This is a genomic window from Streptomyces sp. NPDC008079, assembly GCF_042957385.1.
Classification (GTDB): Bacteria; Actinomycetota; Actinomycetes; order Streptomycetales; family Streptomycetaceae; genus Actinacidiphila.
Window position 1 is genome coordinate 56,324 of record NZ_JBIBIC010000019.1, and the last position, 25,870, is coordinate 82,193.

Annotated in this window: 23 protein-coding genes; 12 read left to right on the plus strand and 11 right to left on the minus strand. The window is 74.3% G+C overall.

Annotated features, from left to right (window positions below):
• Position 1 precedes the first annotated feature (1 nt).
• A complete protein-coding gene (sucD, locus tag ACFZAM_RS30040; protein WP_355336840.1) occupies positions 2–886 on the plus strand; it encodes a succinate--CoA ligase subunit alpha in 885 nt (294 codons plus the stop codon).
• 156 nt (positions 887–1,042) lie between these two features.
• Here the strand turns inward: sucD and ACFZAM_RS30045 are convergent, their stop codons facing one another.
• On the minus strand, positions 1,043–2,299 hold the full coding sequence (locus ACFZAM_RS30045; RefSeq protein ID WP_391050474.1) for a hypothetical protein: 1,257 nt from the start codon (positions 2,297–2,299) through the stop codon (positions 1,043–1,045).
• 158 nt (positions 2,300–2,457) lie between these two features.
• Here ACFZAM_RS30045 and ACFZAM_RS30050 point away from each other — a divergent pair, with 158 nt between their 5' ends.
• On the plus strand, positions 2,458–4,008 hold the full coding sequence (locus tag ACFZAM_RS30050; protein ID WP_391050475.1) for a DUF6350 family protein: 1,551 nt from the start codon (positions 2,458–2,460) through the stop codon (positions 4,006–4,008).
• A gap of 247 nt (positions 4,009–4,255) precedes the next feature.
• Here the strand turns inward: ACFZAM_RS30050 and ACFZAM_RS30055 are convergent, their stop codons facing one another.
• Positions 4,256–5,059, minus strand: coding sequence for a hypothetical protein (locus tag ACFZAM_RS30055; protein WP_355336843.1), 804 nt, complete (start codon positions 5,057–5,059; stop codon positions 4,256–4,258).
• 284 nt (positions 5,060–5,343) lie between these two features.
• Between ACFZAM_RS30055 and purN the strand changes: the two genes are divergently transcribed.
• Complete coding sequence (gene purN / locus ACFZAM_RS30060) at positions 5,344–5,985, plus strand: phosphoribosylglycinamide formyltransferase (RefSeq protein WP_391050476.1); 642 nt, start codon at positions 5,344–5,346, stop codon at positions 5,983–5,985.
• Positions 5,972–7,522, plus strand: a complete 1,551-nt coding sequence (gene purH / locus ACFZAM_RS30065) for a bifunctional phosphoribosylaminoimidazolecarboxamide formyltransferase/IMP cyclohydrolase (RefSeq protein WP_355336845.1) — start codon at positions 5,972–5,974, stop codon at positions 7,520–7,522. The genes purN and purH overlap by 14 nt, the downstream gene beginning before the upstream one ends.
• Positions 7,523–7,707: 185 nt before the next feature.
• Here purH and ACFZAM_RS30070 read toward each other — a convergent pair whose 3' ends face one another.
• Positions 7,708–8,448, minus strand: coding sequence for an RDD family protein (locus tag ACFZAM_RS30070; protein WP_391050477.1), 741 nt, complete (start codon positions 8,446–8,448; stop codon positions 7,708–7,710).
• A 378-nt stretch (positions 8,449–8,826) separates the two neighbouring features.
• Here ACFZAM_RS30070 and ACFZAM_RS30075 point away from each other — a divergent pair, with 378 nt between their 5' ends.
• The 5 genes from ACFZAM_RS30075 (at position 8,827) to ACFZAM_RS30095 (ending at position 13,785) form a co-directional block, all read left to right on the plus strand.
• Positions 8,827–9,690 carry a bifunctional methylenetetrahydrofolate dehydrogenase/methenyltetrahydrofolate cyclohydrolase gene (locus tag ACFZAM_RS30075; protein WP_188283507.1) on the plus strand — a complete coding sequence of 288 codons (864 nt, stop codon included), beginning with the start codon at positions 8,827–8,829 and terminating at the stop codon, positions 9,688–9,690.
• Positions 9,680–10,252, plus strand: a complete 573-nt coding sequence (locus ACFZAM_RS30080; protein ID WP_355336847.1) for a DUF3017 domain-containing protein — start codon at positions 9,680–9,682, stop codon at positions 10,250–10,252. Before ACFZAM_RS30075 ends, ACFZAM_RS30080 begins: the two co-directional genes overlap by 11 nt.
• Before the next feature lie 888 nt (positions 10,253–11,140).
• Positions 11,141–12,010 carry a helix-turn-helix domain-containing protein gene (locus ACFZAM_RS30085; RefSeq protein ID WP_391050478.1) on the plus strand — a complete coding sequence of 290 codons (870 nt, stop codon included), beginning with the start codon at positions 11,141–11,143 and terminating at the stop codon, positions 12,008–12,010.
• 242 nt (positions 12,011–12,252) lie between these two features.
• Positions 12,253–13,242 (plus strand): malate dehydrogenase, encoded by a 990-nt coding sequence (locus ACFZAM_RS30090; RefSeq protein WP_355336849.1) that lies wholly within the window; start codon positions 12,253–12,255, stop codon positions 13,240–13,242.
• Between the two features lie 63 nt (positions 13,243–13,305).
• A complete protein-coding gene (locus ACFZAM_RS30095) occupies positions 13,306–13,785 on the plus strand; it encodes a GNAT family N-acetyltransferase (protein WP_391050479.1) in 480 nt (159 codons plus the stop codon).
• Positions 13,786–13,812: 27 nt separating this feature from the next.
• Here ACFZAM_RS30095 and ACFZAM_RS30100 read toward each other — a convergent pair whose 3' ends face one another.
• Positions 13,813–15,300: an aminotransferase class I/II-fold pyridoxal phosphate-dependent enzyme gene (locus ACFZAM_RS30100; RefSeq protein WP_391050480.1), complete on the minus strand. Its 1,488-nt coding sequence runs from the start codon at positions 15,298–15,300 to the stop codon at positions 13,813–13,815.
• Positions 15,301–15,328: 28 nt separating this feature from the next.
• Between ACFZAM_RS30100 and ACFZAM_RS30105 the strand changes: the two genes are divergently transcribed.
• Entirely contained in the window at positions 15,329–15,811 is a 483-nt protein-coding gene (locus ACFZAM_RS30105; protein WP_391050481.1) for a carboxymuconolactone decarboxylase family protein, read from the plus strand.
• 59 nt (positions 15,812–15,870) lie between these two features.
• On the opposite strand, the gene hemC is transcribed toward ACFZAM_RS30105, so the two are convergent.
• From hemC to trpS, 4 genes are all read right to left on the minus strand, one after another.
• Positions 15,871–16,809 (minus strand): hydroxymethylbilane synthase, encoded by a 939-nt coding sequence (gene hemC, locus ACFZAM_RS30110; protein WP_391050570.1) that lies wholly within the window; start codon positions 16,807–16,809, stop codon positions 15,871–15,873.
• Between the two features lie 157 nt (positions 16,810–16,966).
• Positions 16,967–17,596 carry an LUD domain-containing protein gene (locus ACFZAM_RS30115; RefSeq protein WP_355336853.1) on the minus strand — a complete coding sequence of 210 codons (630 nt, stop codon included), beginning with the start codon at positions 17,594–17,596 and terminating at the stop codon, positions 16,967–16,969.
• A gap of 171 nt (positions 17,597–17,767) precedes the next feature.
• Positions 17,768–18,349, minus strand: a complete 582-nt coding sequence (locus ACFZAM_RS30120; RefSeq protein WP_355336854.1) for a 2'-5' RNA ligase family protein — start codon at positions 18,347–18,349, stop codon at positions 17,768–17,770.
• Positions 18,350–18,484: 135 nt separating this feature from the next.
• A complete protein-coding gene (gene trpS, locus ACFZAM_RS30125) occupies positions 18,485–19,498 on the minus strand; it encodes a tryptophan--tRNA ligase (RefSeq protein WP_391050482.1) in 1,014 nt (337 codons plus the stop codon).
• Positions 19,499–19,724: 226 nt separating this feature from the next.
• On the opposite strand from trpS, the gene rocD reads away from it, so the two are divergent.
• Both rocD and ACFZAM_RS30135 read left to right on the plus strand, forming a co-directional pair.
• Complete coding sequence (rocD, locus tag ACFZAM_RS30130) at positions 19,725–20,909, plus strand: ornithine--oxo-acid transaminase (RefSeq protein ID WP_355337199.1); 1,185 nt, start codon at positions 19,725–19,727, stop codon at positions 20,907–20,909.
• A 320-nt stretch (positions 20,910–21,229) separates the two neighbouring features.
• Positions 21,230–22,114 carry a hypothetical protein gene (locus ACFZAM_RS30135; protein ID WP_391050573.1) on the plus strand — a complete coding sequence of 295 codons (885 nt, stop codon included), beginning with the start codon at positions 21,230–21,232 and terminating at the stop codon, positions 22,112–22,114.
• A gap of 16 nt (positions 22,115–22,130) precedes the next feature.
• On the opposite strand, the gene ACFZAM_RS30140 is transcribed toward ACFZAM_RS30135, so the two are convergent.
• From ACFZAM_RS30140 to ACFZAM_RS30150, 3 genes are all read right to left on the minus strand, one after another.
• Complete coding sequence (locus ACFZAM_RS30140) at positions 22,131–23,450, minus strand: GDSL-type esterase/lipase family protein (RefSeq protein ID WP_391050483.1); 1,320 nt, start codon at positions 23,448–23,450, stop codon at positions 22,131–22,133.
• Positions 23,451–23,543: 93 nt separating this feature from the next.
• Positions 23,544–24,299, minus strand: coding sequence for a decaprenylphospho-beta-D-erythro-pentofuranosid-2-ulose 2-reductase (locus tag ACFZAM_RS30145; protein ID WP_355336857.1), 756 nt, complete (start codon positions 24,297–24,299; stop codon positions 23,544–23,546).
• Between the two features lie 32 nt (positions 24,300–24,331).
• On the minus strand, positions 24,332–25,807 hold the full coding sequence (locus ACFZAM_RS30150) for an FAD-binding protein (protein WP_391050484.1): 1,476 nt from the start codon (positions 25,805–25,807) through the stop codon (positions 24,332–24,334).
• Between the last annotated feature and the right edge of the window lie 63 nt (positions 25,808–25,870).

Genomic DNA, 25,870 nt, shown 5'->3' on the forward strand with positions numbered 1-25,870 from the left:
CATGGCTATCTTCCTGACCAAGGACAGCAAGGTCATCGTCCAGGGCATGACCGGCGCCACCGGCATGAAGCACACCACGCTCATGCTCGCCGACGGCACGAACATCGTCGGCGGCGTCAACCCGCGCAAGGCGGGCACCACCGTCTCCTTCGACCAGGGCGAGGTCCCGGTCTTCGGCTCCGTCAAGGAGGCCATCGAGGCCACCGGCGCGGACGTGACGGTCATCTTCGTCCCGGAGAAGTTCACCAAGGACGCCGTGGTCGAGGCCATCGAGGCCGAGATCCCGCTCGCCGTGGTGATCACCGAGGGCGTCGCGGTGCACGACTCCGCCGCGTTCTGGGCGCTCGCCCAGGCCAAGGGCAACAAGACCCGGATCATCGGCCCGAACTGCCCCGGCCTGATCACCCCCGGCCAGTCCAACGCGGGCATCATTCCGGGCGACATCACCAAGCCCGGCCGCATCGGCCTGGTCTCCAAGTCCGGCACCCTGACGTACCAGATGATGTACGAGCTGCGCGACATCGGCTTCTCGTCCGCCGTCGGCATCGGCGGTGACCCGATCATCGGAACCACGCACATCGACGCGCTCGCCGCGTTCGAGGCCGACCCCGACACCGACCTGATCGTCATGATCGGCGAGATCGGCGGCGACGCCGAGGAGCGGGCCGCGGCCTTCATCGAGAAGAACGTGACGAAGCCGGTCGTCGGCTACGTCGCCGGTTTCACCGCGCCCGAGGGTAAGACGATGGGCCACGCGGGCGCCATCGTCTCCGGCTCCTCCGGCACGGCGCAGGCCAAGAAGGAGGCCCTGGAGGCCGCGGGCGTCAAGGTCGGCAAGACGCCGTCCGAGACGGCGCGCCTCGCGCGGTCGATCCTGGCCGGCTGACCTGCGGTCGGCTCGGCACGCCACACGGCGCGGGTCCGGTTCCCTTCCTCGGAAGGGGCCGGACCCGCGCCGTTTCCGCGTCGCTCGGACGGAGCTCGGCCCAGCGGGGTTTCGCCGCTGCCCGTCCCCGCCAGGACCGCGCCTACGGCCAAGACCTCAGGGCAGCGGCGGTTTGCCGGTGTCCGGGCGGAGTCGCGCCCCGTGCGCGTCCCGTAGGCCGGGGCGGGGGTTGCGGTGTGCGGCCGGGGGGACGCGGGGCGGGACGGGCGGGGGTGCGTCGGTGCGTGCGTCCGTTGCCGCGCGCGCCGGGTCGTCGGAGGGGGCGTGGCCCGGGGCGCCGGGGGTATCGGCGCGGTTGTGGCCCGCCTCGCGGGCGTGCCGGGGCGGCACCGGCTCGCTGTGGTCGGGCGCGACCGCCATGGTCACGACGGTGGCCGTCACGATCAGGGCGGTCAGGGCGAAGGCCGCGACCGTACGCCGCCGTACACCGCGCTCGCTCGCGTCCCGTACGGCGGCCGGTTTGCGGGTACGCGCGGGCGCGGCGTCGTCCTGCTCGTCGGCGAGCAGCGCGCCGAGTTCCACGGACAGGGGCTGGCCGTCCTCGGAGAGTTCCGGCAGCGCCGTGGTCAGGGCGGCCCGCGCGTGGGTGATGCGTGCCGCGGTGATGGGCGTACTGGACTCGGTCTCGGCGGCGGTGCCGGGCAGATCGAGGCCGAGGCCGTCGTAGAGGAGCAGGGCGCGGCGGTGCTCGGGTGGCAGCCGCAGCAGGGCCGCCGCCAAGGGGGCGGGGGCGGCCGGGGCGGCGGGTTCGCGGCGGTGGGCCGGGACCCAGCGCTGCCAGGGCGCGAGGGCGAACGCGTAGGCGTTCGCGCGCAGCCAGCCGACCGGATCGGCGTCCCGCGCCACCTCCGGCCACCGCTGCCACGCCTGGTCGAAGGCGCGGGCCACGGCGTCGTCGGCGAGCCGCGGACTGCCGGTCAGGACCAGGACCTGGCGCACGAGCGGGTCCGCGCAGTGCGCGTACAGCGCGTCGAAGGCGGCCTCGGGGCTCGGGCCGGGGAGCACCGGCGGGGCCTGTGCCACGACGGGCACGGCGACGACCGCCACGCGGCCCAGACCGACCGGCTCACGGGTGGGCGCGGGGGAGCGCGGGGGCCTCTTGCGCGCCGGGGCCGTGGGCGGAGGGGTCTTCGCCGCGGGGCTCTTGGACGGCGGGCTCTTCGCGGCCGGCCCCTCGGGCGCCGGTCTCTTGGGCGCGGGACCCGTGGGGCTCTGGGACGGAGCCGGGTCCGCGGCAGGTGCGGGCGCGCCGGACGACGGCGGTTTCTGCCGCTGCCGCGACGTCGGCTTCTGCTTGGCCGGTACGGGCTTGGGCGGTGACTGTGTCCCGCCGGTGCGCCTGCGGGCGCTCACCGCGGCGACCCCGAGCCGTCACGCCGTACCCGTGCTCGTACGGATACCCGTACATGTGACAGTGTGAAAAAAGGACACATAGCGCCCATCATGTGCGACACGACGACTTTTCGCCCGCTGCCGGGGCGAAACGGGTGTTGTTGGCACCATGGGTCGCCGTGACCCATACGACCGATCGCATCGCGGCACTGTCCGCCGAGGCCGCTGCCCGGCGGGTCGCGGCGGCACGCGCCACCGCGTTCGCCGGGGGAGCGGTCGCCGCCGGGCTCGGCCTCGGCGTCCTCGGCGCCGTCGTCCTCCTGCTCTGGATCGCCTCGCCCTTCCCCGACAGCGGCCTCGGCGGCGCCCTGCACGTCGGCGCCGCCCTGTGGCTGCTGGCCCAGGGCGCCGACCTGGTCCGTACGGAGACGCTCTCCGGCGCCGCCGCGCCCATCGGTGTGACCCCGCTGCTGCTCACCGCCCTGCCGGGCTGGCTGCTCTTCCGCGCCGCGGCCTCCGCGGTCCGCACGGCGGCCGGGGGCGAGGACGGCCCGCGGCCCGCGGCCGACGTCCGTACGGTGGCCGCCACCGCGGGCTGGCTGCTCGGCGGATACCTGGCCGCCGCGTCCGGCGCCGTCGCGTACGCCGCGGGCGGGTCCTTCCGCGTCGACGTCCTCGCCGCGCTGCTCTACGTACCGCTCTTCGCGACCGCCGTGACCGCCGCCGGGGCGTGGTCGGGGTGCGGGCGGCCGTCACTCGCGCGGGTCGGGCCGTACGGCCGGGAGGCCGTCGTCGCGCTGCGGGCCGCCGGGACGGCGGTGGGCGTCGTCATCGGCGGCGGCGCGCTCATCGGCGCCGCCGCCCTCGCGTGGCACGCCGGGGCCGCCGGGCGGACCTTCGCGCAGCTCAGCGCGCCGCCGGCCGGACAGCTCGCCGTCCTGCTCGTCGCGGTCGCGCTCGTCCCCAACCTCGCCGTCTGGGGGGCCTCGTACGCGCTCGGGCCGGGGTTCGCCGTCGGCGTCGGCAGCGCGGTCGCTCCCGCCGGGGCCTCCGGCTATCCGACGCTGCCCGGATTTCCGCTGCTCGCCGCGTTGCCGGACGAGGGGAGCGGGGGGTTCGTCGGGTGGGCCACCCTCGCCGTGCCCGTTTGCGCGGGGGTTCTCGTCGCCCGGTCCGTGGGGCGCGCCGCCGACGCGTGGAGCCTGCGGCGTACGGCCTCGGTGGCCTCGGCGGCGGCCCTCGTCACCGGGGTCGCCTTCGCGCTGCTCGCCGCCGTGTCGGGCGGGCCCCTCGGCACCGTCACCCTCGCCGCCTTCGGCCCCTCCTGGTGGGCCACCGGCCTCGCCGCGCTCGCCTGGACGCTGCTGCTCGGTGCGCCCGGGGCCGTGGCGCTGCGCTGGCACCGGGACGGGGCCGCGGTCTTCCGTCCCCGGACCTGGGCCGGTTGGGTCCGGGCCCTGCGGCCCCTCGGCTGGCCTGCCGCCACCGCGCGCGCCGCGCGCGGGCTCTGGGGGCGGTGCGGCCCCGCGGTGCGGCGCCATGCCGCCGCCTTGCGGCCGACCCGCGCCGTTGCGGCGTCCGCCGAGGTCCCGGTACCTGCGGTTCCACCGCCTCTTCCTGCGGAGCCGCCTCCTCCGGCCGTTCCGCCCATGCCGACGCTGCCGCCTGCTCCGATCGCCGCCCCGGCCCCCGTCGTCCCCCGGCCCGAGCCGGACCCCGGGCCCGAGTAGGCCCCCGCCGGGCTTTCAGCCCGAGAACCCACAGTGTCTGCCCCGCCGGGGCCGGTTCTCCTCCGCGCCCCCGGTGGGGGCTCGCCGCGCAGTTCCCCGCGCCCCTGAAAAGCAGGCCCTTCGTCTGCGCCCGGCGGAAGAGGTCGAGCCCCGTAGGGGCGCGGGGAACTGCGCGACCAGCCCCCACCGTGCGGACGCTCGGCGGATACGGGACCCGAATTTCACGCGCCACCCCCCCGGGAGGGGGTCAGCGGAGGCCGGGGAAGTCGCGGAGGGGGCTGGGGAGGAGATTCTGGCAGGAGTGCGACGCGGGCGTGGTGAGGGCGTCGCTCTTGCAGGTGAAGTAATCGCGGTAGGCGTACTGCAAGGAGTACGTGGTGACGACCAGCGCGAGCGTCACGGCACTGGTGATGATGCCGCTCCAGGCCGCGGTGACGAAGGAGCGCTGGGCGTCGGGCCCGGGCGCGGGCGGGGCGGGCCGGGGCGTCTGGGTGGCGTCGGCCAGGGCGGAGGCCGCCTCGGCGCGGGCCTTGGCCCGGTCCTGCGGGCTCATGCGGAGCGCGGAGATCCCCCAGTAGAGGGCGAGCGCGCCGAGCAGGAGCCCCACCGGGGTCCAGCCCAGGAGGGCGAAGATCAGTCCCCAGCCGCCGCAGACCAGCGAATAGCGCGACCGCCGCTGTGCGGGGTCGGTGGGGTCGAAGCGCGGGCCGCTGCCCGCGGGCCCGGTGGGACCGCCGCCCTGCTCCGGCCTGCGTCCGAACGGGTCAGGGCGTCCGCCCTGGGGCTGCTGATTGCTCCACCCGTGGCCCCACGCGGTGGGCGCGCCGTGCGGTGGCGGGGGCGGACCCTCCGGCTTGTCCCCGGAGCCGCCTTCCGACGAGCCTTCCGACGAGCCCTCCTTCGACGAACCGTCCGAGGGCTGCTGTCGCGGCTGCCACGGACGGTCGGGCGCGCCCTCCGGCGGCGGCGCGAAGGGATTGTCCTGCTGATCGCCCTCGGGCGCGCGCAGCGCGAGACGAATACGGCCGCTGCTCATGATGTGATGCGCCATCCCCTTGGGCTCGACTCCTTCTTCGGCTTGTACCGACGTGTACTGACGTCTTGCAACGACCGTACGACGATGTGCCATCCCTGTCAGATGCGTCACTTACGCCCGCGTGCGGGGCGCGCGAAGTGCCGCTCTCCCGGCAGACGCTACCGTCCGCGCGCTCCCCCGTCCCGTGGGGGCCGCCGGGAGTGCCGGTATCGTTGCTGACGGTCGGCGGCCTCGTAGGGTTCCCCGTCATCCGATCGGCCTCCGACTCGTACGATCCTCTAAACGAGAGAGCACCGCCAGTGGCCGCGCCCGCACACGCCTCCACCCCCGCCCGTCTCGTCGTCCTCGTCTCCGGTTCGGGGACCAATCTCCAGGCGCTGCTCGACGCCATCGAGGCCGATCCCTCGTACGGGGCCGGGGCCCGTGTGGTCGCCGTCGGCGCCGACCGCGACGGCATCGCGGGCCTGGACCGCGCCGTCCGCGCGGGCCTGCCCACCTTCGTCGTCCGCGTCAAGGACCACGAGGACCGCGCCGCCTGGGACCTCGCGCTCGCCGAGGCCACGGCGCGGTACGCGCCCGACCTCGTCGTCTCCGCGGGCTTCATGAAGATCGTCGGCAAGGAGTTCCTGGCCAGGTTCGGCGGCCGGATCATCAACACCCACCCCGCGCTGCTGCCGAGTTTCCCCGGCGCCCACGGCGTACGCGACGCGCTCGCGTACGGCGCCAAGGTGACCGGGTGCACCGTCCACTTCGTCGACGACGGCGTCGACACCGGCCCGGTCATCGCCCAGGGCGTGGTCGAGGTCCGGCCGGACGACACGGAGGACGCGCTCCACGAGCGCATCAAGGAAGTCGAGCGACGACTGCTCGTCGAGACCGTGGGGCGCCTGGCGCGCCACGGCTACCGCATTGATGGACGAAAGGTTCATGTCGGTGAATAAGCCCATCCGTCGCGCGCTGATCAGTGTCTACGACAAGACGGGTCTCGAAGACCTGGCCCGCGGTCTGCACGAGGCGGGGGTGGAACTGGTGTCGACCGGGTCGACCGCCGCGAAGATCGCCGCCGCGGGCGTCCCCGTCACCAAGGTCGAGGAGCTGACCGGCTTCCCCGAGTGCCTGGACGGCCGGGTCAAGACGCTGCACCCGCGCGTCCACGCGGGCATCCTCGCCGATCTGCGCCTGCCCGACCACCAGCGGCAGCTCGCCGAACTCGGCGTCGAGCCGTTCGAGCTGGTCGTCGTCAACCTCTACCCGTTCAAGGAGACCGTCGCCTCGGGCGCGAGCCCTGACGAGTGCGTCGAGCAGATCGACATCGGCGGCCCCTCGATGGTCCGCGCCGCCGCCAAGAACCACCCGTCGGTCGCCGTCGTCGTCAGCCCGAACCGGTACGCCGACGTCCTGGCCGCCGTCCGCGACGGCGGCTTCGACCTCGCCGCCCGCAAGCGGCTCGCCGCCGAGGCGTTCCAGCACACCGCCGCGTACGACGTGGCCGTCGCCTCCTGGTTCCTGGACGGCTATGCGTCCAACGAGGAGTTCCCCGAGTTCAGCGGGCAGACGTACGACCTCCAGCAGACGCTGCGCTACGGCGAGAACCCGCACCAGGGCGCCGCGCTCTACAGCGACGGCAGCGGAAAGGGGCTGGCCGGGGCGGAGCAGTTGCACGGCAAGGAGATGTCGTACAACAACTACGTCGACACCGACGCCGCCCGCCGCGCCGCGTACGACCACGAGGGCGTCTGCGTCGCGATCATCAAGCACGCCAACCCGTGCGGGATCGCGGTCGGCACGGACGTCGCCGACGCCCACCGCAAGGCGCACGCCTGCGACCCGGTCTCCGCGTACGGCGGCGTCATCGCCGTCAACCGGCCCGTGTCGGTGGCCATGGCCGAGCAGGTCGCCGAGATCTTCACCGAGGTGATCGTCGCTCCCGGGTACGAGGACGGCGCCGTCGAGATCCTCGCGCGCAAGAAGAACATCCGCGTCCTGCGCTGCGCCGACGGGCCCGAGACCGTCACCGAGTACAAGCCCATCGAGGGCGGCCTCCTCGTCCAGGCCAAGGACCGCTTCCAGGCCGAGGGCGACGACCCCGAGACCTGGACCCTCGCCACCGGGGACGCGCTGACGGCGGCCCAGCTCGCCGAACTGGCCTTCGCCTGGCGCGCCTGCCGCGCCGTCAAGTCCAACGCCATTCTTCTCGCGAAGGGCGGTGCCACGGTCGGCGTCGGCATGGGGCAGGTCAACCGGGTCGACTCCGCCAGGCTCGCCGTCGAGCGCGCCGGGGCCGAGCGCGCCACCGGCTCCTACGCCGCCTCCGACGCCTTCTTCCCGTTCCCCGACGGGCTCGAGGTCCTCACCGCCGCCGGGGTCGCCGCCGTCGTCCAGCCGGGCGGGTCCATCCGCGACGAAGCCGTCATCGAGGCGGCGGCCAAGGCGGGAGTCACGATGTACCTGACGGGGACGCGGCACTTCTTCCACTAGGACCCTGGCGGTAGGCCGATCCTTCACAGGGCGCGGGGACCGTGCGCCCGGCCGTGACGTGCTCGCACGTCACCACCGGCCCCGGCGGGGCGGACCGGTGGTCTTCGGACCACCGGCCGGTGGGGCCGGCCGCGCGGTTCCCCGCCCCCCCCCGCGCACGCCGCCCCGCGTCAGCGCGGGGTCGGTCAGGACTGGTCCTTGATGACCACGGTGTGGACCATCTTGTCGGCGAAGGTCTGCTTCTTCGCGTCCCACAGCGGCCAGAGGAACCCGAGGTAGCACGGCAGGCCGTCCAGGACGTGGAGCAGGCGGCGGCCGAAGGCGAGGCCGAAGCCGAGGGTGGAGCCGTCGTGTTCGCGCAGGAGGCGGATGCCGACGATCTTCTTGCCGGGGGTCTGCCCGGTGCTGCCCTCGCGGTAGCAGAGGAAGAGCATGGCGACGAGGCTGAGCAGGCCGCCGATGAGGATCAGCGCGACGGAACCGCCGGACACGTGCGGGTTGGGGCACGCGTCGCGGGGGATGCCCGCGTCGTCGCAGTCCTGCCAGCGGTCGGCGAGCTTGACGGACATCTGGGTGTAGCCCGCGATGACCAGCCCGCCCGGTACGAGGTTGAACATCAGCGCGTCGAGCAGCGTGGCACCGAGCCGGGCGCCCCAACCGGCCAGCGGGGGCATGCCGGGCGGCAGGTTCCCCTGCGGGTAGCCGTACGGCGCCTGGCCCGGGTAGCCGCCGGGGTAGCCGTAGCCGCCGGGCTGCTGCTGTTGCTGCGGGTATCCGGGGTAGCCGCCGGGCTGCTGCTGGTACGGGCCCGGCTGCTGCGGGACGCCCTGGCCGTACGGGTTCTGCGCGTAGGGCGGCTGCTGCGGCGGCTGGGACGGTCCGCCGTACGGGTTTCCGGGGCCGGGAGGGCCGGGGGGTTGGCTCACGTGCTGCTTCCTTACGCGCGCGGCTGGGACGACAGGGCCGGTCGGGACGGCGGCGGCCGGACCGCATCCGTCGTATATCCGTCGTACTGGCCCAATCGGGGGACGAGGCCACATCGTGGGGCCCCTGTGCCCCGGCGCGCAAGGGACCAGAGGTGTCGGACCGAGGTCGGGACGGTGCCTCCACGGTGCGGCGGTCCGGGCAGCGGTCGGGGCAGCGGCCGGGGCACCGGTCGAGGCACCCGTCCGGGCGTCGGCGGGCGTCGGCGGGGGCCGGCGGGGGCCGGGCACGGCGCAGGCGGCGCTCAGGTGGCACCCAGGCGGGGTTCGCGCCGGGGGCGGATTGGTCCGGCGCGGGTCCGATCCGCGAGAATGGCGGGCATGACCGCCCAGATTCTCGATGGCAAGGCCACCGCCGCCGCGATCAAGTCCGAACTCGCCGAACGCGTCAAGGCGCTGAAGGCCCGCGGGATCACCCCCGGCCTCGGCACGCTGCTGGTCGGCGACGACCCGGGCAGCAAGTGGTACGTCGCGGGCAAGCACCGCGACTGCGCGCAGGTGGGCATCGGCTCCATCCAGCGTGAACTCCCGGACACCGCCACGCAGGAGGAGATCGAGGCGGTCGTCCGCGAGCTGAACGCGGACCCGGCCTGCACCGGCTACATCGTGCAGCTCCCGCTCCCCAAGGGCATCGACACCAACCGGGTGCTGGAGCTGATGGACCCGGCCAAGGACGCGGACGGGCTGCACCCGATGAGCCTCGGCCGACTCGTGCTCAACGAGACCGGGCCGCTGCCCTGCACCCCCAACGGCATCGTGGAGCTGCTGCGCCGCCACGGCGTGGAGATCAACGGCGCCGACGTGGTCGTGGTCGGCCGCGGCATCACCGTGGGCCGCTCGATCGGCCTGCTGCTGACCCGTAAGTCGGAGAACGCGACGGTCACCTTGTGCCACACCGGCACCCGTGACCTCTCCGCGCATCTGCGGCAGGCCGACATCGTCGTGGCCGCCGCCGGTGTGCCGCACATCATCAAGCCGGAGGACGTGAAGCCGGGCGCGGCCGTCCTGGACGTCGGCGTGAGCCGCGACGAGAACGGCAAGATCGTCGGCGACGTGCATCCGGGCGTGGCCGAGGTGGCCGCCTGGATCTCGCCGAACCCCGGTGGCGTCGGCCCGATGACGCGGGCGCTGCTCCTCCAGAACGTGGTGGAGGCGTCCGAGCGGGCCGCGGGCGATGTCGGCTGATCCGGGTCCCGCGGCAGGGGCCGCGGACTTCGGCGCCGGGGGGCCGGGGACCGGCCGGACACCGGGGGAGGGCCGTGAGAACGGCTCGGGCCCGGCGTCGGCGCCGGTGCCCGCGCCCTCGTCCTCCGGGCACTCCTCTGGGCACTCCCTCGGACAGGCGGCCGGATTCACCGGGGAGCACGGCAGGCACGAGGCCGGGCCCGGCAGGACCACCGCGCGTCCCGAGGGCGGCGGCCGGGCGGCGGGCAAGGACGCCCCCGCGCCCGCCCGGCAGTGGCCGATCCTGCTGGTCATCTGCGGCGCGGCCATCGGGCTGATCGTCACGGCGGCCGGCGCCTTCCGCGCGGGCACGATCGTGATCGGGGCGTCGCTGCTGGTCGGCGCCGCGCTGCGCTGGGGCGTGACGGCGGTCGGCATGCTCGCGGTCCGCAGCCGGTTCACTGATGTGATCACGTACGGGCTGTTCGGTCTCGCGATCGTGCTGCTGGCGCTGATGGCGCAGCCGGATCCGCTGATCAGGATTCCGTTCCTGGAGGACATCATCCACTTCTCGGTGCGGTAGCCCGGAACGGTGGGCTGACGCGGGGCCAGGTTCTTTGGGGGCGCCGCCGCGTGGGCGCTCCGCGCAGGTCGCCACCGGTCCCGGCGGGGCAGCCCGGTTGTTTCCCGGCCACCGGCCGGTGGTGGGTTGCGCGCGCAGTTCCCCGCGCCCCTGACGGGGCGGGCCCCCTTTCGCATGGGGGGCGGGCCGGTCTTTTGAGGGGCGCGGGGCTGTGTCTGATCTGCGGCTGCCGCCGCGTGGGCGCTCCGCTTAGGTCGCCACCGGCCCCCGGCGGGGCACCCCGGTTGTCCCCGGACCACCGGCCGGTGGGGGTTGCTCGCGCAGTTCCTCGCGCCCCTGACGGGGCGGGCCCCCTTTCGCATGGGGGGCGGGCCGGTCTTTTTGGGGGCGCGGGGAACTGCGCGGCCAGCCATGGCGCTTCGCGCAGGTCGCCACCGGCCCCCGGGGGGGCAAATCGGTTGTCCCCGGACCACCGGCCGGTGGGGGTTGCTCGCGCAGTTCCCCGCGCCCCTGACGGGGCAGGCCCCTTTCGCATGGGGGGCGGGCCGGTCTTTTTGGGGGCGCGGGGAACTGCGCGGCCAGCCACGGCGCTCCCGCAGGTCGCCACCGGTCCCGGCGGGGCAAATCGGTTGTCCCCGGACCACCGGCCGGTGGGGGCTGGCCGCGCAGTTCCCCGCGCCCCTGGCGGGGCGCATCCCCCGGGGCGGGCGCTGGGCCGCGACAGCGGTGGCGCGGACGAAGAGCTGGCCTCGGAGGCGGCCGGGGCCCGGCACCCGGCAATAGCAGGTCCGGACGAGTTCGGGGACGCTGTCCGGAAAGTCCCCCCGACAAGGGGACACCCGTTCTAGCGTTGCCCCCGGCGGGGGACTCGTTGAGATAGGGGGCACGATGGGGCAGTGGGAGCCGTTGGCGGAGCGGATTCCGGTGGATGTGCGGCGGCTGGCCGTGCAGTTACGCCGGATGAAGGACCGCGGCGGCCTGACGGTCCCGGCGCTGGCGGCGCGCACGGCGCAGTCCGCGGAGTCGTGGGAGAAGTACCTCAACGGCAGGCAACTGCCGCCGCTGGACGCGGTGGAGGTGCTGGCGCAGGCGAGCGGCGCGGACTACGACCGGGTCGGCGCGCTGTGGAAACTGGCGGAGAAGGCCGCGACCGGCACCGGCGACAGGGGCCGGGGCAAACCCGTACCGCATCCCGATCCGCTGGACCCGCTGGGCCCGGAGGAGGGTCTGCCGGGCAACCGCCGCCGCAGGGCGCTGCTGTTCGGTACGGCGGGGGTGCTGGCGATCGGCGCGGCGGTGACGGTGCTGCTCGCGGCTGGCCCGAGCACCGGGCGGGCCCCGGCGCCCGAGGCGGCGCCGACGGTGACCGACCGGGCGGGCGCGCCGCTGACGCCGGGAGCGAAGGGCGCGGCGCCACGTACGTCGCCCGGCACGGGCGGCGCGCCGGGAAGAACCGCCCCCGCGGCCGAGCCCTCGGTGACGGTGATGACGGGCGACGGCTCCCCGTCCGCCGGTCCGCCGGGAACACCCGGTGCCACGGCCACCCACGGCGCGGGCCCCGGCAGCGCGCCGGGCGGCGGCGCTCCCGGCACCGTACCGACCGATTCCGGGTCCCCTTCGGCGCCCGCCTCCGGAGGAACCGTTTCTCCTACGGATACGCCCACGGGTCCGCCGTCCCCGACCGCGACCGCCACCGGCCGCGGCGGCCTGTGCCTCGGCCTGCTCGTCGTCAACCTCTGCGTGGGCGGCCAGGGCTGAGACGCGCGGACCCGCGGCGCACCGCGCAAACCCGCGGACGCGGGTCCCGCGCGGCACGGGAACGTCACCCGGCGGCCTTCCCGGTGACCGGGGCCACACGCCCTCGCGTCACCGGCGGCGCCGCCGCGCGATAGCCTGACAGACGGCTCTCTTGACGACGAGAGAGTCACGTTCCGGGGCCGCTCGGGCCACTGCCGGGGCGGCAATGCCAGGTACCCGCAGGAAAAGGCCAGGAGAAGGCAATGACTCGCACCCCCGTCAACGTCACCGTCACCGGAGCGGCAGGCCAGATCGGCTACGCCCTCCTCTTCCGCATCGCCTCGGGCCACCTGCTCGGCGCGGACGTGCCGGTGAGGCTCCGTCTGCTGGAGATCCCCCAGGGCCTGAAGGCCGCGGAGGGGACCGCGATGGAGCTGGACGACGCCGCCTTCCCGCTCCTCCAGGGCATCGACATCACCGACGACCCGAACGTGGCCTTCGACGGCGCGAACGTCGCGCTGCTGGTCGGCGCCCGCCCCCGCACCAAGGGCATGGAGCGCGGCGACCTGCTGGAGGCCAACGGCGGCATCTTCAAGCCGCAGGGCAAGGCCATCAACGACCACGCGGCCGACGACATCAAGGTCCTGGTCGTCGGCAACCCGGCGAACACCAACGCGCTCATCGCGCAGTCCGCCGCCCCCGACGTACCGGCCGAGCGCTTCACCGCGATGACCCGCCTGGACCACAACCGCGCGGTCGCGCAGCTCGCGAAGAAGACCGGCGTGCCGGTCTCGGAGATCAAGCGGCTCACCATCTGGGGCAACCACTCGGCGACCCAGTACCCCGACATCTTCCACGCCGAGGTCGCGGGCAAGAACGCCGCCGAGGTCGTCAACGACGAGCAGTGGCTGGCCGACACCTTCATCCCGACCGTCGCCAAGCGCGGCGCCGCGATCATCGAGGCGCGCGGCGCGTCCTCCGCCGCCTCCGCCGCGTCGGCCGCCCTCGACCACGTCCACACCTGGGTCAACGGCACCGCCGAGGGCAACTGGACCTCCATGGGCATCGTCTCCGACGGCTCCTACGGCGTCCCGGCCGGTCTCATCTCGTCCTTCCCGGTCACCACGAAGAACGGCGCCTTCGAGATCGTCCAGGGCCTGGAGATCAACGAGTTCTCGCGCGCGCGCATCGACGCGTCCGTGAAGGAGCTGGAAGAAGAGCGCGCCGCCGTGCGCGAGCTGGGCCTCATCTGAGTCCCGTCTCTTTTCCGCCGGTAAGGGGTCCCGCCCTGGTGCGGGGCCCCTTACGTTTGCCCCATGGACGTCATCCTGCGCGAGGTACGCGACTCGGACCTGCCCGTCTTCTTCGTTCAGATGCAGGACCCCGAGGCGGTACGGATGGCCGCGTTCACCGCCGAGGACCCGTCGGACAGCGCCCGCTTCCACGCCCACTGGGCCCGCGTCCGTGCCACCCCCGGCGTCGTCAACCGCACGGTCGTCGCCGCCTCCGACGGTACGGTCGTCGGCCACGCCGCCGTCTACGGCCCGCCCGAGGAGCGCGAGGTCACGTACTGGATCGGCCGCGAGTTCTGGGGCCGCGGCGCCGCCACCGCCGCCCTCCGCCAACTCCTCGCCGTCGCCCCCGAACGCCCCCTGCACGCCCGCGCCGCCGCCGACAACCCCGGCTCGATCCGCGTCCTGCGCAAATGCGGCTTCCACCCCACCGGCACCGACCGCGGCTTCGCGAACGCCCGCGGTGAGGACATCGACGAAGTCCTCCTCACCCTCCCCGCCTGACCTCGACTCCCGTCTCCGCCGGCCCACTTACCCGGGCGACAGGACCTCGCACAGGCGGGAGAGGGCGCCGGAGAAGGCGTGGTCGGGGGGCGTGGCGTAGCCGATGACGAGGGAAGTGGGCGCGTGGGCGGTGGGGGCGCCGTAGACGGGGAGGCCGCTGAGGGCCAGGCCGAGTGCGTGGGCGCGGTCCACGAGGGCTTGCAACGGGCCGGTCTCCGGGGGGAGTTCGAGTACGGCGTGCAGGCCCGCGGCGATGCCGGAGACCCGGACGTGGGGGGCGTGTTCGGCCAGGGCCGCCACCAGGCGGTCGCGGCGGGCGCGGTAGTGCAGGCGCATGCGGCGTACGTGGCGGTCGTACGCGCCCGATCCGATGAATTCGGCGAGGGTCAACTGGTCGAGCACCGGCGAGTGGTGGTCGGCCATCCGCTTCTCGCGCACGACCGCGTCCAGCAGGTGCGGGGGCAGCGCGAGCCACGCCAGCCGCAGGCCCGGCGCGAGGCTCTTGCTGGCCGTGCCCGCGTACACGACGTGTCCGGGCGCGAGGCCCTGGAGGGCGCCGACGGGCTGCCGGTCGTAGCGGAACTCCCCGTCGTAGTCGTCCTCCAGGATCACCGCGCCGGTGCTCCGCGCCCACCCCGTGACGGCCGTCCGGCGCCCGGGGGAGAGCGGCACACCGGTCGGGAACTGGTGCGCGGGGGTCAGCAGCACCGCCTGCGCCGAGCCGTCCAGGCGGTCCACCCGCGCCCCGTCGCCGTCCACGTCCAGCGGCACCGTCTCAAGTCCCGCCGTGCGCAGCAGCGTTCGGGTGTCCGGGAAGCCCAGCGCCTCGACGGCGATCCGGCGGGCGCCCCGGCCGTACAGCGCGCGGGCCAGCAGACCGACGCCCTGCACGTACCCCGTGCAGATCATCAGGTGCTCCGGGTCGGTCCGCACCCCGCGCACCCGCGCGAGATACGTGCTCAGCGCCGCCCGCAACTCCGGCCGCCCGCGCGGGTCGGTGTACCCGAACGCTTCGTTCGGCGCCGCGGCCAGCGCCCGCCGCGCCGCCGCCGACCACGCGGCGCGCGGAAAGGACGACAGGTCGGGCGAGCCGGGCCACAGGCTGTACGGGAGGCCGGTCGCGTTGTCCGGCACCAGCTCGACCGGGGCGACGGGCGTACGGCGCACGGGGGCGCGCTCCGCCCGGCCGGGGACCGCGGCCGGGCGCGGTGCCACCGTCGTGCCCGAGCCCTGCCGCGCGGTCAGCCAGCCCTCGGCGACGAGCTGCGCGTACGCGTCCGCGACCGTGTTGCGCGCGAGGCCCAGATCCCCGGCCAGCACCCGGCTGGACGGCAGGCGGGTACCGGGGGAGAGGCGGCCGTCGCGCACGGCCTCGCGCAGGGCCCGCTCAAGACCGGCCCGCGCGCCGCCGCCCGCCGCGGCCCGCGCGGCGGGGAGGTCGAGCAGCAGGTCGTAGTCGGCGGTGCGCTCACCGCGAGTGGCCCAGTCGTTCATGCTCCAAGTGGACCATGGCATGGAGCCACTTTCCTCCTACGGTGGAGGCATGACGACGACGACCGACGACACCGCTACCGTTCCCGCGCCCGCGCGCCGGATCGACCTCAACGACAAGGCCCCCGACTTCTACGCGGCCATGGCCGCCCTCGACAAGGCCGCCGCCCGCGGCCTCGACCCCGCCGTCCGCGAACTCGTCCGCGTCCGCGTCTCCCAGCTCAACGGCTGCGCCTACTGCGTCGACAAGCACAGCGCCGACGCCCGCGCCCTCGGCCTCACCGAGCAGAAGCTGTACGGCGTCACCGTCTGGCGCGAGACGCCCTTCTTCACCGCCCGCGAGCGCGCCGCCCTCGCCCTGGCCGAGGCCGTCACCCACCTCGGTGACCACGGCGTCCCCGACGCCGTCTTCGACGAGGCGGCCCGGCTCTTCGACGCCGACGAATTCCCCCGCCTCCTGGCCATGTGCGTCACCATGAACGCCTGGAACCGGATCGGCGTCTCCTGCCGGATGTCCCCGGCGGTCCGCGCGTAAGGCGCGGTACGGCCGCCGGTCAGGTCACGCGCCGGGCGGCGGTACGGCCGCCGGTCGCGTCACGCGTCGGGGTGGCGCGCCGCGTCGAGCAGGGAATGGGCGCCCCGCGCGGCGAGTTCCGCGGCCAATTCCCTTCCGAGCCTTTCCGGCCGCTGCGCCGGACCGCTGACGGTGGCGGAAATCTGCGTCCTGCCGTCGAGAGACGTGACCTGTCCGAACAGCCGCAGATTTCCGGCCGGGTCCAATTCGGCATAACCCCCGACCGGGACGCTGCACCCGCCGTGCAATTCGGCGAGGAACGCGCGTTCGGCGCGGACCCGCGCGTCGACGGAGGCGTCACCGGCGCAGGCGAGCAGGTCGCGTACGGCGGTGTCGTCCGCGCGGATCTGGATGCCGAGGGCGCCCTGGCCCGGACTCGGCGGGAAGAGGTCGAGCGGCAGCACCTCGCTCACAGCGCCGTCGAGACCGAGGCGGCGCAGGCCCGCCAGGGCCAGCACGACCGCGTCCAGCCCCTCGGTCGCCAGCTTCTCCAGGCGCGGCGGTACGTTGCCGCGAATCGGCACGATCCGCACGTCAGGGCGTACGGCGAGGAGCTGGCCGATCCGGCGGGCCGCCCCCGTACCGACCCTGGCCCCCTCCGGCAGCCCGGCGAGCGTCGTCCCGCACAGCGCGTCGGCCACGTCCTCCCGCCCCGGCGGCGGCAACAGCGTCAGGCCCGGCGGATTCGACGTCGGCAGGTCCTTGAGGGAGTGGACGACCACATCCACGTCACCGCGCGCCAGCGCGGCCTCCTGCTCGGTGCTGAACGCCGAACCGCCGCTCACCGCCGACACGTTGGCCAGCGGTGAGCGCCGGTCGCGGTCGCCGCCCTCCACGATCACCCGGTGCGTGAAGGTCACCTCGGGAAACCGCTCCCTCAACGGCGCCAGATATTCACGCACTTGCGCCCTGGCGAGGTCGCTCCCGCGTGATCCGACAATGCAACGGCCCTGCTTCACATTCGCCAATTGCCCATGCCTCCAAGCGTTTCCGCTTCACCCTAAACCCGGCCGCCACCTCCTTTTGCACACACGTTGTCGGCATTACCGCGCGCCAGTGGACCGACAGGGGCCCGGCCGTCAACGGGCCGTGGAGCGGCCGTCAACGGGCGGTGCCTCAGAAGCCGATGGGCTCGCGGAGCAGCAGTACGGTGCCGCGCCCCGGCACGTACTCCGCGTTGAGGACCAGGAGCCGGTTCACGGTGCTCGGCCAGCCGTGCACCTCCATGGTCCTGGCGCTCTCCAGCGGCAGGCAGTGCTCCTCCACCCGGCGCAGTGCCGTCTCCAGGTCCGGCACGACCTTCTGCGCGCCCACCACCCAGATCGCGCGCCCCGCCCCGCCCGCGTACCCGGGCAACTGGCTCCCGCTGCCCGACGCGATCACCAGCGACCCCGTCTCGGTGACGGCGGCGACGCTCCCGACGCTGACGTCCGGAGCGGCCAGCGCCCGCCGAATCGCGTCCGCCTCGCTCGCCCGGTCCATGGCCAGAACGCGCGGCTTGACCGCCTCGTACCGCCCGCTCCCGTTGATGTCCTCCTCGATCCCGGACAGCCGCAGCGTCTCGCTGGCCCCGGTGAACACGCTCGCGCCCGGCGGGATCAGCTCGCCCACCCGGACCCGCGCGGCGGCCACGTCATCGAGGATCTCCGCGTCGAAGCCGTGCAGCACCAGAGCCTCCGCCGCCCGCTCCAGCCGCTCCGCCGCCACCGCTTCCGTGAACGCGACGGCCGATGTCCGCGTACCCATGATCACTCCCGGCTTTCTGCCCGACCTGACGAATCAGCGCACCGCCCGTGGGTGGGCGGTGCGCTGATGTGTCGCACGGAAGCGGCCGAATGTGACCGACGGGGACGGCTTACGGTCGAAGCGCGGTCGAAGCGCGGCAGGAGTCGCGGCCGGGCCGCCCCCGCAGCGCCGTTACAGCCGCGTCGCGGCCTTGGCGGACTGCTGGTGCGGGACGGCCGAGAGGCCCTCACGGCCGAAGGGGTACTCGCGCATCTTGCGCCAGACGCCGTCCTCGCCCTGCTCGTAGAGGGCGAAGCTGATCGCGGTCCAGGCGGCGGAGAAGGTGGCGAGCTCGGACTGGGCCAGGTCCATGGCGGGGTCGGGGATGCCGTGGGCGACCGTGACGTGCGGGTGGTACGGGAACTGGAGCTCGCGGGAGACGGGTCCCGAGCGGACCTGCTCCTGGAGCTGGGCGCAGGCGTCGCCGCCGTCGGCGAGGCGGACGTAGACCACGGGGGAGAGCGGCCGGAAGGTGTCCGTGCCGTGCAGCCGCATCAGGAAGGGGCGGCCGTCGGCGGCGACCTGCGCGAGGTGGCGGCGCAGCGCCGGAAGCGCGCCGCAGTCGACCTCGGTGGGCGGCAGCAGCGTGACGTGGGTGGGGATCGCGTACGCCGCCGGATCGCCGAAACCGGCGCGCCGCTCCTGGAGCAGGCGCCCGTACGGCTCCGGGACCGCGATGGACACGCCGATCGTGGTGGTCGTGGAGGTCCCCACTGCGCTCACCCCTTTCCCCGTTCAGCCGGCCGCGTGGTCACCCCCGCGCGATGACCCCGCATGGTCATACAGCCATCATGCGGGACAATCATGCGAGAGCAGAAAAATCGTCCTCGGTACCGCCCCGTACCGTACTCAGTGCTTGGCGGGCAGGAACCCGACCCGGTCGTACGCCCCGGCCAGCGTCTCCGCCGCCACGGCGCGCGCCTTCTCGGCACCCTTCGCCAGCACCGCGTCCAACGTCTCCGGGTCCCCCAGATACTCCTGCGTACGCTCACGGAACGGTGTGACCCACTCCACGAAGATCTCCGCGAGGTCGGTCTTCAGCGCACCGTAGCCCTTGCCCTCGTACCGCTCCTCGAGTTCCGGAATTCCGGTACCGGTGAGCGCGGAGTGAATCGTGAGCAGATTGCTGATGCCCGGCTTGTCTTTTTCGTCATATTTGACGACCGTGCCGGTGTCCGTCACCGCGCTGCGGAACTTCTTCGCCGACGTCTTCGGCTCGTCCAGCAGATTGACCAGGCCCTTCGGCGACGCCGCCGACTTGCTCATCTTGGCCGTCGGGTCCTGGAGGTCGTAGATCTTCGCGACCTCCCGCACGATGTGCGGCGCCGGGATGGTGAAGGTCGGGCCGAAGCGCGTGTTGAACCGCTCCGCCAGGTCGCGGGTCAGCTCGATGTGCTGCCGCTGGTCCTCGCCGACCGGCACCGCGTCCGCCTGGTACAGCAGGATGTCCGCGACCTGGAGGATCGGATACGTGAACAGGCCGACCGTCGAGCGGTCCGCGCCCTGCTTGGCCGACTTGTCCTTGAACTGCGTCATCCGGGACGCCTCACCGAAGCCGGTCAGGCAGTTCATCACCCAGCCGAGCTGGGCGTGCTCGGGCACATGGCTCTGGATGAACAGCGTGCAGCGGTCCGGGTCGAGCCCGGCGGCCAGGAGCTGGGCGGCGGCCAGCCGCGTGTTCGCCCGCAGCTCGGCCGGGTCCTGCGGCACGGTGATCGCGTGCAGGTCGACCACCATGTAGAAGGCGTCGTGCGTCTCCTGGAGCGCCACGTACTGGCGGATCGCCCCCAGGTAGTTCCCCAGGTGGAACGAACCGGCGGTGGGCTGGATACCGGAAAGCGCGCGCGGGCGATCTGTTGCCATGTCCATCATTCTCTCAGGTGGTGACCCCGCTCCCATACCCCTGGTGGACACCACTGGCCGCCGTCGGTGAGGTTTCGCCGTGATCGCGGCGAGCGACGATAGAAAGGGGCGTCACCCCGCCCCTCCGCCCTGGCCTCCGACGTACAACGAACGGAGAACGCACGTGACCACCACCACCGCAGGTCCTTCCGGCACCGCAGGTACCACCGGCACCACCGGTGAGCGGATCGCCGCCGCCGAGGCGCACAGCGCGCACAATTACCACCCGCTCCCCGTCGTGGTCGCCACGGCCGAAGGCGCGTGGATGACCGACGTCGAGGGCCGCCGCTACCTCGACATGCTCGCGGGCTACTCGGCGCTGAACTTCGGCCACGCCAACCCCCGGCTGATCGCGGCGGCCAAGGCGCAGCTCGACCGGGTCACGCTGACCTCCCGCGCCTTCCACCACGACCGCTTCGCGGACTTCTGTACGCGGCTCGCCGAGCTGTGCGGCATGGAGATGGTGCTGCCGATGAACACCGGAGCCGAAGCGGTGGAGACCGCCGTGAAAACGGCGCGCAAGTGGGGCTACCGGGTCAAGGGCGTACCGGACGGCCGGGCCAGGATCGTCGTCGCGGCCGGGAACTTCCACGGGCGCACCACCACGATCGTCAGCTTCTCCACCGACCCCGAGGCGCGGGCGGACTTCGGCCCGTACACCCCCGGCTTCGTGACCGTCCCCTACGGCGACCTCGCCGCGCTCGAAGCGGCCGTGGACGACGAGACCGTCGCCGTGCTGCTGGAGCCGATCCAGGGCGAGGCGGGCGTCCTCGTGCCGCCGCCGGGCTATCTCGCCGGGGTGCGCCGGGTCACCGCCGAGCGCGGGGCGCTCTTCATCGCCGACGAGATCCAGTCCGGCCTCGGCAGGACCGGCCGCACCTTCGCCTGCGAGCACGAGGACGTCGTCCCCGACATGTACGTCCTCGGCAAGGCGCTCGGCGGCGGCGTCGTGCCCGTCTCGGCCGTGGTCTCCTCCCGCGACGTCCTCGGCGTCTACCGGCCCGGCGAACACGGGTCCACCTTCGGCGGGAACCCGCTGGCCTGCGCCGTCGGGCTCGAAGTCCTCGCCATGCTGCGCACCGGGGAGTACCAGGAGCGCGCCGCCGAACTCGGTGACCACCTGCACCGCGAGCTCGCCCTCCTCACCGGCTCCGGCAAGGTCACCGAGGTGCGCGGGCGCGGGCTGTGGGCCGGGGTCGACATCGATCCCGCCGTGGGGACCGGCCGCGAGATCTCCGAGCGGCTCATGGCGCTCGGGGTTCTCGCCAAGGACACCCACGGCAGCACCATTCGGCTGGCGCCGCCGCTCACCATCTCCAAGGACGACCTCGACTGGGGCCTCACCCAACTCCGCACGGTCCTCTCCGCCTGACCTCCCCCCTCCCGCCGGCGGGGGCGGTTCCCTCCTCTCCGGACCACCCGCCGGTGGGGGCTGGCCGCGCAGTTCCCCGCGCCCCTGGCGGGGCGGGTCGTCTTTCGTCCGGGGGGTGGGCCGATCTTTTGGGGGGCGCGGGGAACTGCGCGCTCAGCCACATTGCTGCCGCAGGTCACCACCGGGCCCGGAGGGGCGATTCGGGGGGCTTGCGGCCACCGGCCGGTGGGAAGGGACGGCTCGCCGTCCGCGGCGGAGGAAGCGCTCGGGGCGGGGCCCGGGGTGCTGGACGCCCTAGAGTCAGTGGCGTGCTTCTGGGAATGGTGTGTGCGCTGGGCGCGGCCGTGTGTTTCGGGGTGGCGTCCGTGCTGCAAGCGGTGGCGGCGCGGGCGGCGGCGGAGCCGGGCGGAGGCTCGGGCTCGGCGGTCGACGCGCGGCTGCTGGGCAGGGCCCTGCGCGAGTGGCGCTACGTGGCGGGCCTGGGCCTCGACGGCGTGGGCTTCGCGCTGGAACTGGTCGCGCTGAGGTCGCTGCCGATCTACGCGGTGGGCGCGGCCCTGGCGGCGAGCCTGGCCGTCACGGCAGTCGCCGCGGCGCGGCTGCTGGACACGCGGCTGTCGCCGCGCGAGTGGGGCGCGGTCGCGGCGGTGTGCGGCGGCCTGGCGCTGCTGGGCATGGCCTCGGGCAGCGAGGGGGCCGGCGCGGACCACGGCGGTACGGCGCTGCGCTGGGGCACGCTGGCCACGGCCCTCGCCGTTCTCGCGGCGGGCACGGCGGCCGGCCGCCTCCCCGAACGCTCCCGCGCGGCGGCGCTGGGCCTCGGCGCGGGCCTCGGCTTCGGCGTGGTCGAGGTCGCCGTCCGCGTCATCGACGGCATGACCCCGGTGGCGCTGCTCACCAACCCGGCCGTGTACGGCCTCCTCGTCGGCGGCGGAGCCGCCTTCCTGCTGCTGACCTCCGCCCTCCAGCGCGGCTCGGTGACGGCCGCCACCGCGGGCATGGTCATCGGCGAGACCGTCGGCCCCGCGCTCGTCGGCGTCCTGGCCCTCGGCGACCGCACCCGCCACGGCTGGGCCCCGGTCGCGGTCGCGGGCTTCGCCCTCGCGGTCGTCGGCGCCCTGGCCCTGGCCCGCTTCGGCGAGGTCGCCCCGCCGCGGGAGGACGCGGAGAACACGACGGACGAGGCGACCCCCAGCCGCCTGTGAGTGGGGGTACGGACGGTCAGCCCGCCGCGCGCGGCGTCAGCGGAGCCGTCAGCGTACGGAGATCGATCGCGTTCGCCATCGCGCGGTAACCGGCGTCGTTGGGATGCAGGTGGTCGCCGCTGTCGTAGGCGGGGGACAGGCGGTGCGGCCGGGCGGGGTCGCGCAGCGCGGCGGACAGGTCGAAGACGGCGTCGAAGGCGTGGCCGCCGAGCATCCAGCGGTTGACGGTCTCGCGGGTCCGCTCACCGGCGGGGGTGTAGGGGCGGGAGCCCTGGAAGGGCGGCAGGGTCGCGCCGTAGATCCGTACGCCCGCCGCGTGCGCCTGGCGGACGAGGGTGCGGTAGGCGTCGATGAGGTCGGCCGCGGCGAGGTGCCCGTGCGGGCCGCGGTCGACGCTGATGTCGTTGATGCCCTCCAGCAGGACCACGGCCGTGACGCCGGGCTGGCCGAGGGCGTCGTGGGCGAAGCGGTGCAGGGCGCTGGTGCCGAAACGGGTGCCGGTGTCGGTGAGCACCCGGTTGCCGCTCAGGCCCGCGTCCACGACGCCGAGGAGCGGGCCGCCCGGCCGGTCGCGCAGCCGCCGGGCGAGGACGTCGGGCCAGCGGGCGTTGGCCGACGTGCTGGAACCCGCGCCGTCCGTGAGGGAGTCGCCGAAGGCGACCAGGGTGCCGCGGGCGGTGGCGGACTCGACGTCGAGACCGCTGAGGTAGTACCAGACCCCGTTCGAGACGGGGTAGTGCGCGGTGGTGTCGGCGGCGGCGAAGTCGCCGGGCGCCGAGTAGTACGTGGTCTCGGCGGCCAGCCAGTGCCGCCCCGACGCGCCCGCGTCACCGGGGAAGTAGACGCTGACCAGCAGATTCTCGTCCGCGTTGACGGTCATCGCGAGGGGGTCGGTCGCCGCGTCCCGCCCCGCCGGGACCGTCGTGGCGCCCGCCCCGGAGAACGTCGCGGTGTGATGCGTGCCGGGTACGGCGTCCCCGCCGTGCGCCTGGACGGCCACGTCCACGGCCCCGACCGGCAGCGGCCCGGTCCCGTACCGGTTCGACAGCCGCACGCGTACGCCCGTCCCGCCGATCGTCGGGTGCACGACCATGCGGACCGTGCGGTGGTGGACCCGCCGGCCGCCGCCCGCCAGCGCCGCCGTCCACGCGCCGACCCGGGTGAGCACGGGCCGCGGCGGGGCCGCGCTCTGCACGGCCGACCTGGCGCCGGTCCCGGACAGCCCCGCCACGACGAAGACGGAGCTGACGACGACCGCGAAGGCCACGACCGGCGGGGTCAGCCACCGCAGCCGCCGACCCCGAAGTCCTCTCCCGTCAGCGGGAGTCGCCCCCATGGCCCCCTCCTCCGGAACGCGGTGTCACCGTCTGTGGAGCGTACGACACGGCCGCCCGCCGCCGACGGCGCGCGCGGCGGAGCCGGTGCCGGGTCAGACCGGCAGGCGGCGGAAGAGCGGCCTCGGGACGTGCCGCAGGGCCGACATGACGACGCGCAGGGTGCCGGGCACCCAGACCGTTTCGCTGCGGCGGCGCAGCCCGGTCTCGATGGCGACCGCGACGGCCTCGGGGGTGGTGGCCAGCGGGGCCTCTTCGCGCCCCGCGGTCATCTTGGTGCGGACGAAGCCGGGGCGGACGATCATGACGTGCACGCCGGCCCCGTGCAGGGCGTCGCCGAGGCCCTGGGCGAAGGCGTCGAGCCCGGCCTTGCTGCTGCCGTAGATGAAGTTGGCGCGGCGGGCGCGCTCGCCGGCCACGGAGGACAGCACGACCAGCGAGCCGTGGCCCTGCGACTGGAGGGCGCCCGCGCAGACCAGGGAGGCGGAGACGGCGCCGGTGTAGTTGACCTGGGCGACGTGGACGGCCGAGAGCGGTTCCTGCTCGTCGCGGGCCTGGTCGCCGAGGACGCCGAAGGCGAGCAGCACCATGTCGATGTCGCCCTCGGTGAAGAGCTTGCCGAGGACCTCCTCGTGCGAGGCGGGGTCGAGGGCGTCGAAGCCGACCGCGTGGACGTCGGCGCCGAGCGCGCGCAACTGCGTCGCGGCGGCGTCCAGCGCCTCGGAGGGGCGGCCCGCGAGATAGACGGTACGGGTGCGGCGGGCGATGAGGCGGCGGGCGGTGGCCAGCGCGATCTCGGAGGTGCCGCCGAGGATCAGCAGGGACTGGGGGGCGCCGAACGCGTCCTTCACGGGAAGCTCCTTCGAGGCTGTGGCGGCGGGCCCTAGAGGGCCAGGCGACGGGCGAGGTCGGATGTGATCACGCCGCGCGGGTCGTACGTGGCGCGCAGGGTGCGGAAGTCGTCGAGGCGCGGGTACATCCGGGCCAGGAGTTCGGGCCGCAGCCGCGCGTCCTTGGCGAGGTAGACCCGGCCGCCCGCCTCCGCGACCTCCTCGTCCAGCTCGTCGAGGAACGCGCCGAGGCCGGGGAGCGCGGCGGGGATGTCGAGGGCGAGGGTCCAGCCCGCCATCGGGAAGGAGAGCCAGCCGGGATCGCCCTCGCCGAAGCGCTTGAGCACGGCGAGGAAGGACGGGCAGCCGCGGGCGCCGATCCGTCCGACGATGCGCCGCAGCGCCTCCTCCTGGCCGTGGCCGACGACGAACTGGTACTGGACGAAGCCGCTGCGGCCGTAGATCCGGTTCCAGTGCGGCAGCCCGTCCAGCGGGTGGAAGAAGGCGGACAGGCGCTGGAGTTCGCCGCGCCGCTCGCGCGGTGCCCTGCGGTACCAGAACTCGTTGAACAGGCCGACGCTGGTGCGGCCGAGCAGGCCCTCGGGGACGAAGCGCGGGGCGGCGGGCAGCCGTCCGGGGCGGAAGGCGAGCGGGTCGCGGCGGGCGCGGGACGTGGCGGGCAGCGCGTCGAGCGGGGCGTGGTCGCCGCGGGTGAGGACGGCGCGGCCGGTCTTCGCGCCGCGCGCGAGCAGGTCGATCCAGGCCACCGAGTAGCGGTACGTGTCGTCGGTCGCGGTCAGCCGCGCCATCAGGTCTTCCAGGTCGGTGGCGCGTTCGGTGTCCACGGTCATCAACGACGTCTGGACCGGCAGGAGCTGGAGGGTCGCGGCCAGGATGACGCCGGTCAGGCCCATGCCGCCGGCCGTCGCCCAGAACAGGCCCGGCTCGTCCTCGGGCGTGACCAGCCGGGTCTCGCCGTCACCGGTGAGCAGTTCGATGGCGCGCACATGGCGGGAGAAGGACCCGGAGCCGTGGTGGTTCTTGCCGTGGATGTCCGCGCCGATCGCGCCGCCGACCGTCACATAGCGGGTGCCGGGCGTGACGGGCACGAACCAGCCGAGCGGCAGCAGCACCTCCATCAGGCGGTGCAGCGAGACGCCCGCGTCGCACACGACCAGGCCGTTGACGGCGTCGATCTCGTGGACGCGGTCGAGTCCGGTCATGTCCAGGACGGCGCCGCCCGCGTTCTGCGCCGCGTCCCCGTAGGCCCGGCCCAGGCCCCGCGCGATGGCGCCGCGGCCGTCGCTGCCGGTGACCGCCGCGACGGCCGCCTCGTACGTCAGGGGGCGCAGGACGCGGGCGGTGGTGGGGGCGGTGCGGCCCCAGCCGGTGACCGGGCCGACGCGGCTGGGGAGGTCGGCGGGGCCGGAGCCGCGATCGAGGGGGGCGGCGGTGGGGTCGGCCGAGGCATCGGCGGCGGTGCGGCCCTCGCCGGTGACGGGGACGGTCGTCGCGGAGGGTACAGGCATGTCCGTGACCGTAGCGCTCTGAGTGGTGCAAAAGATCACGAATAGTGCGTTATGCGGCTTTTC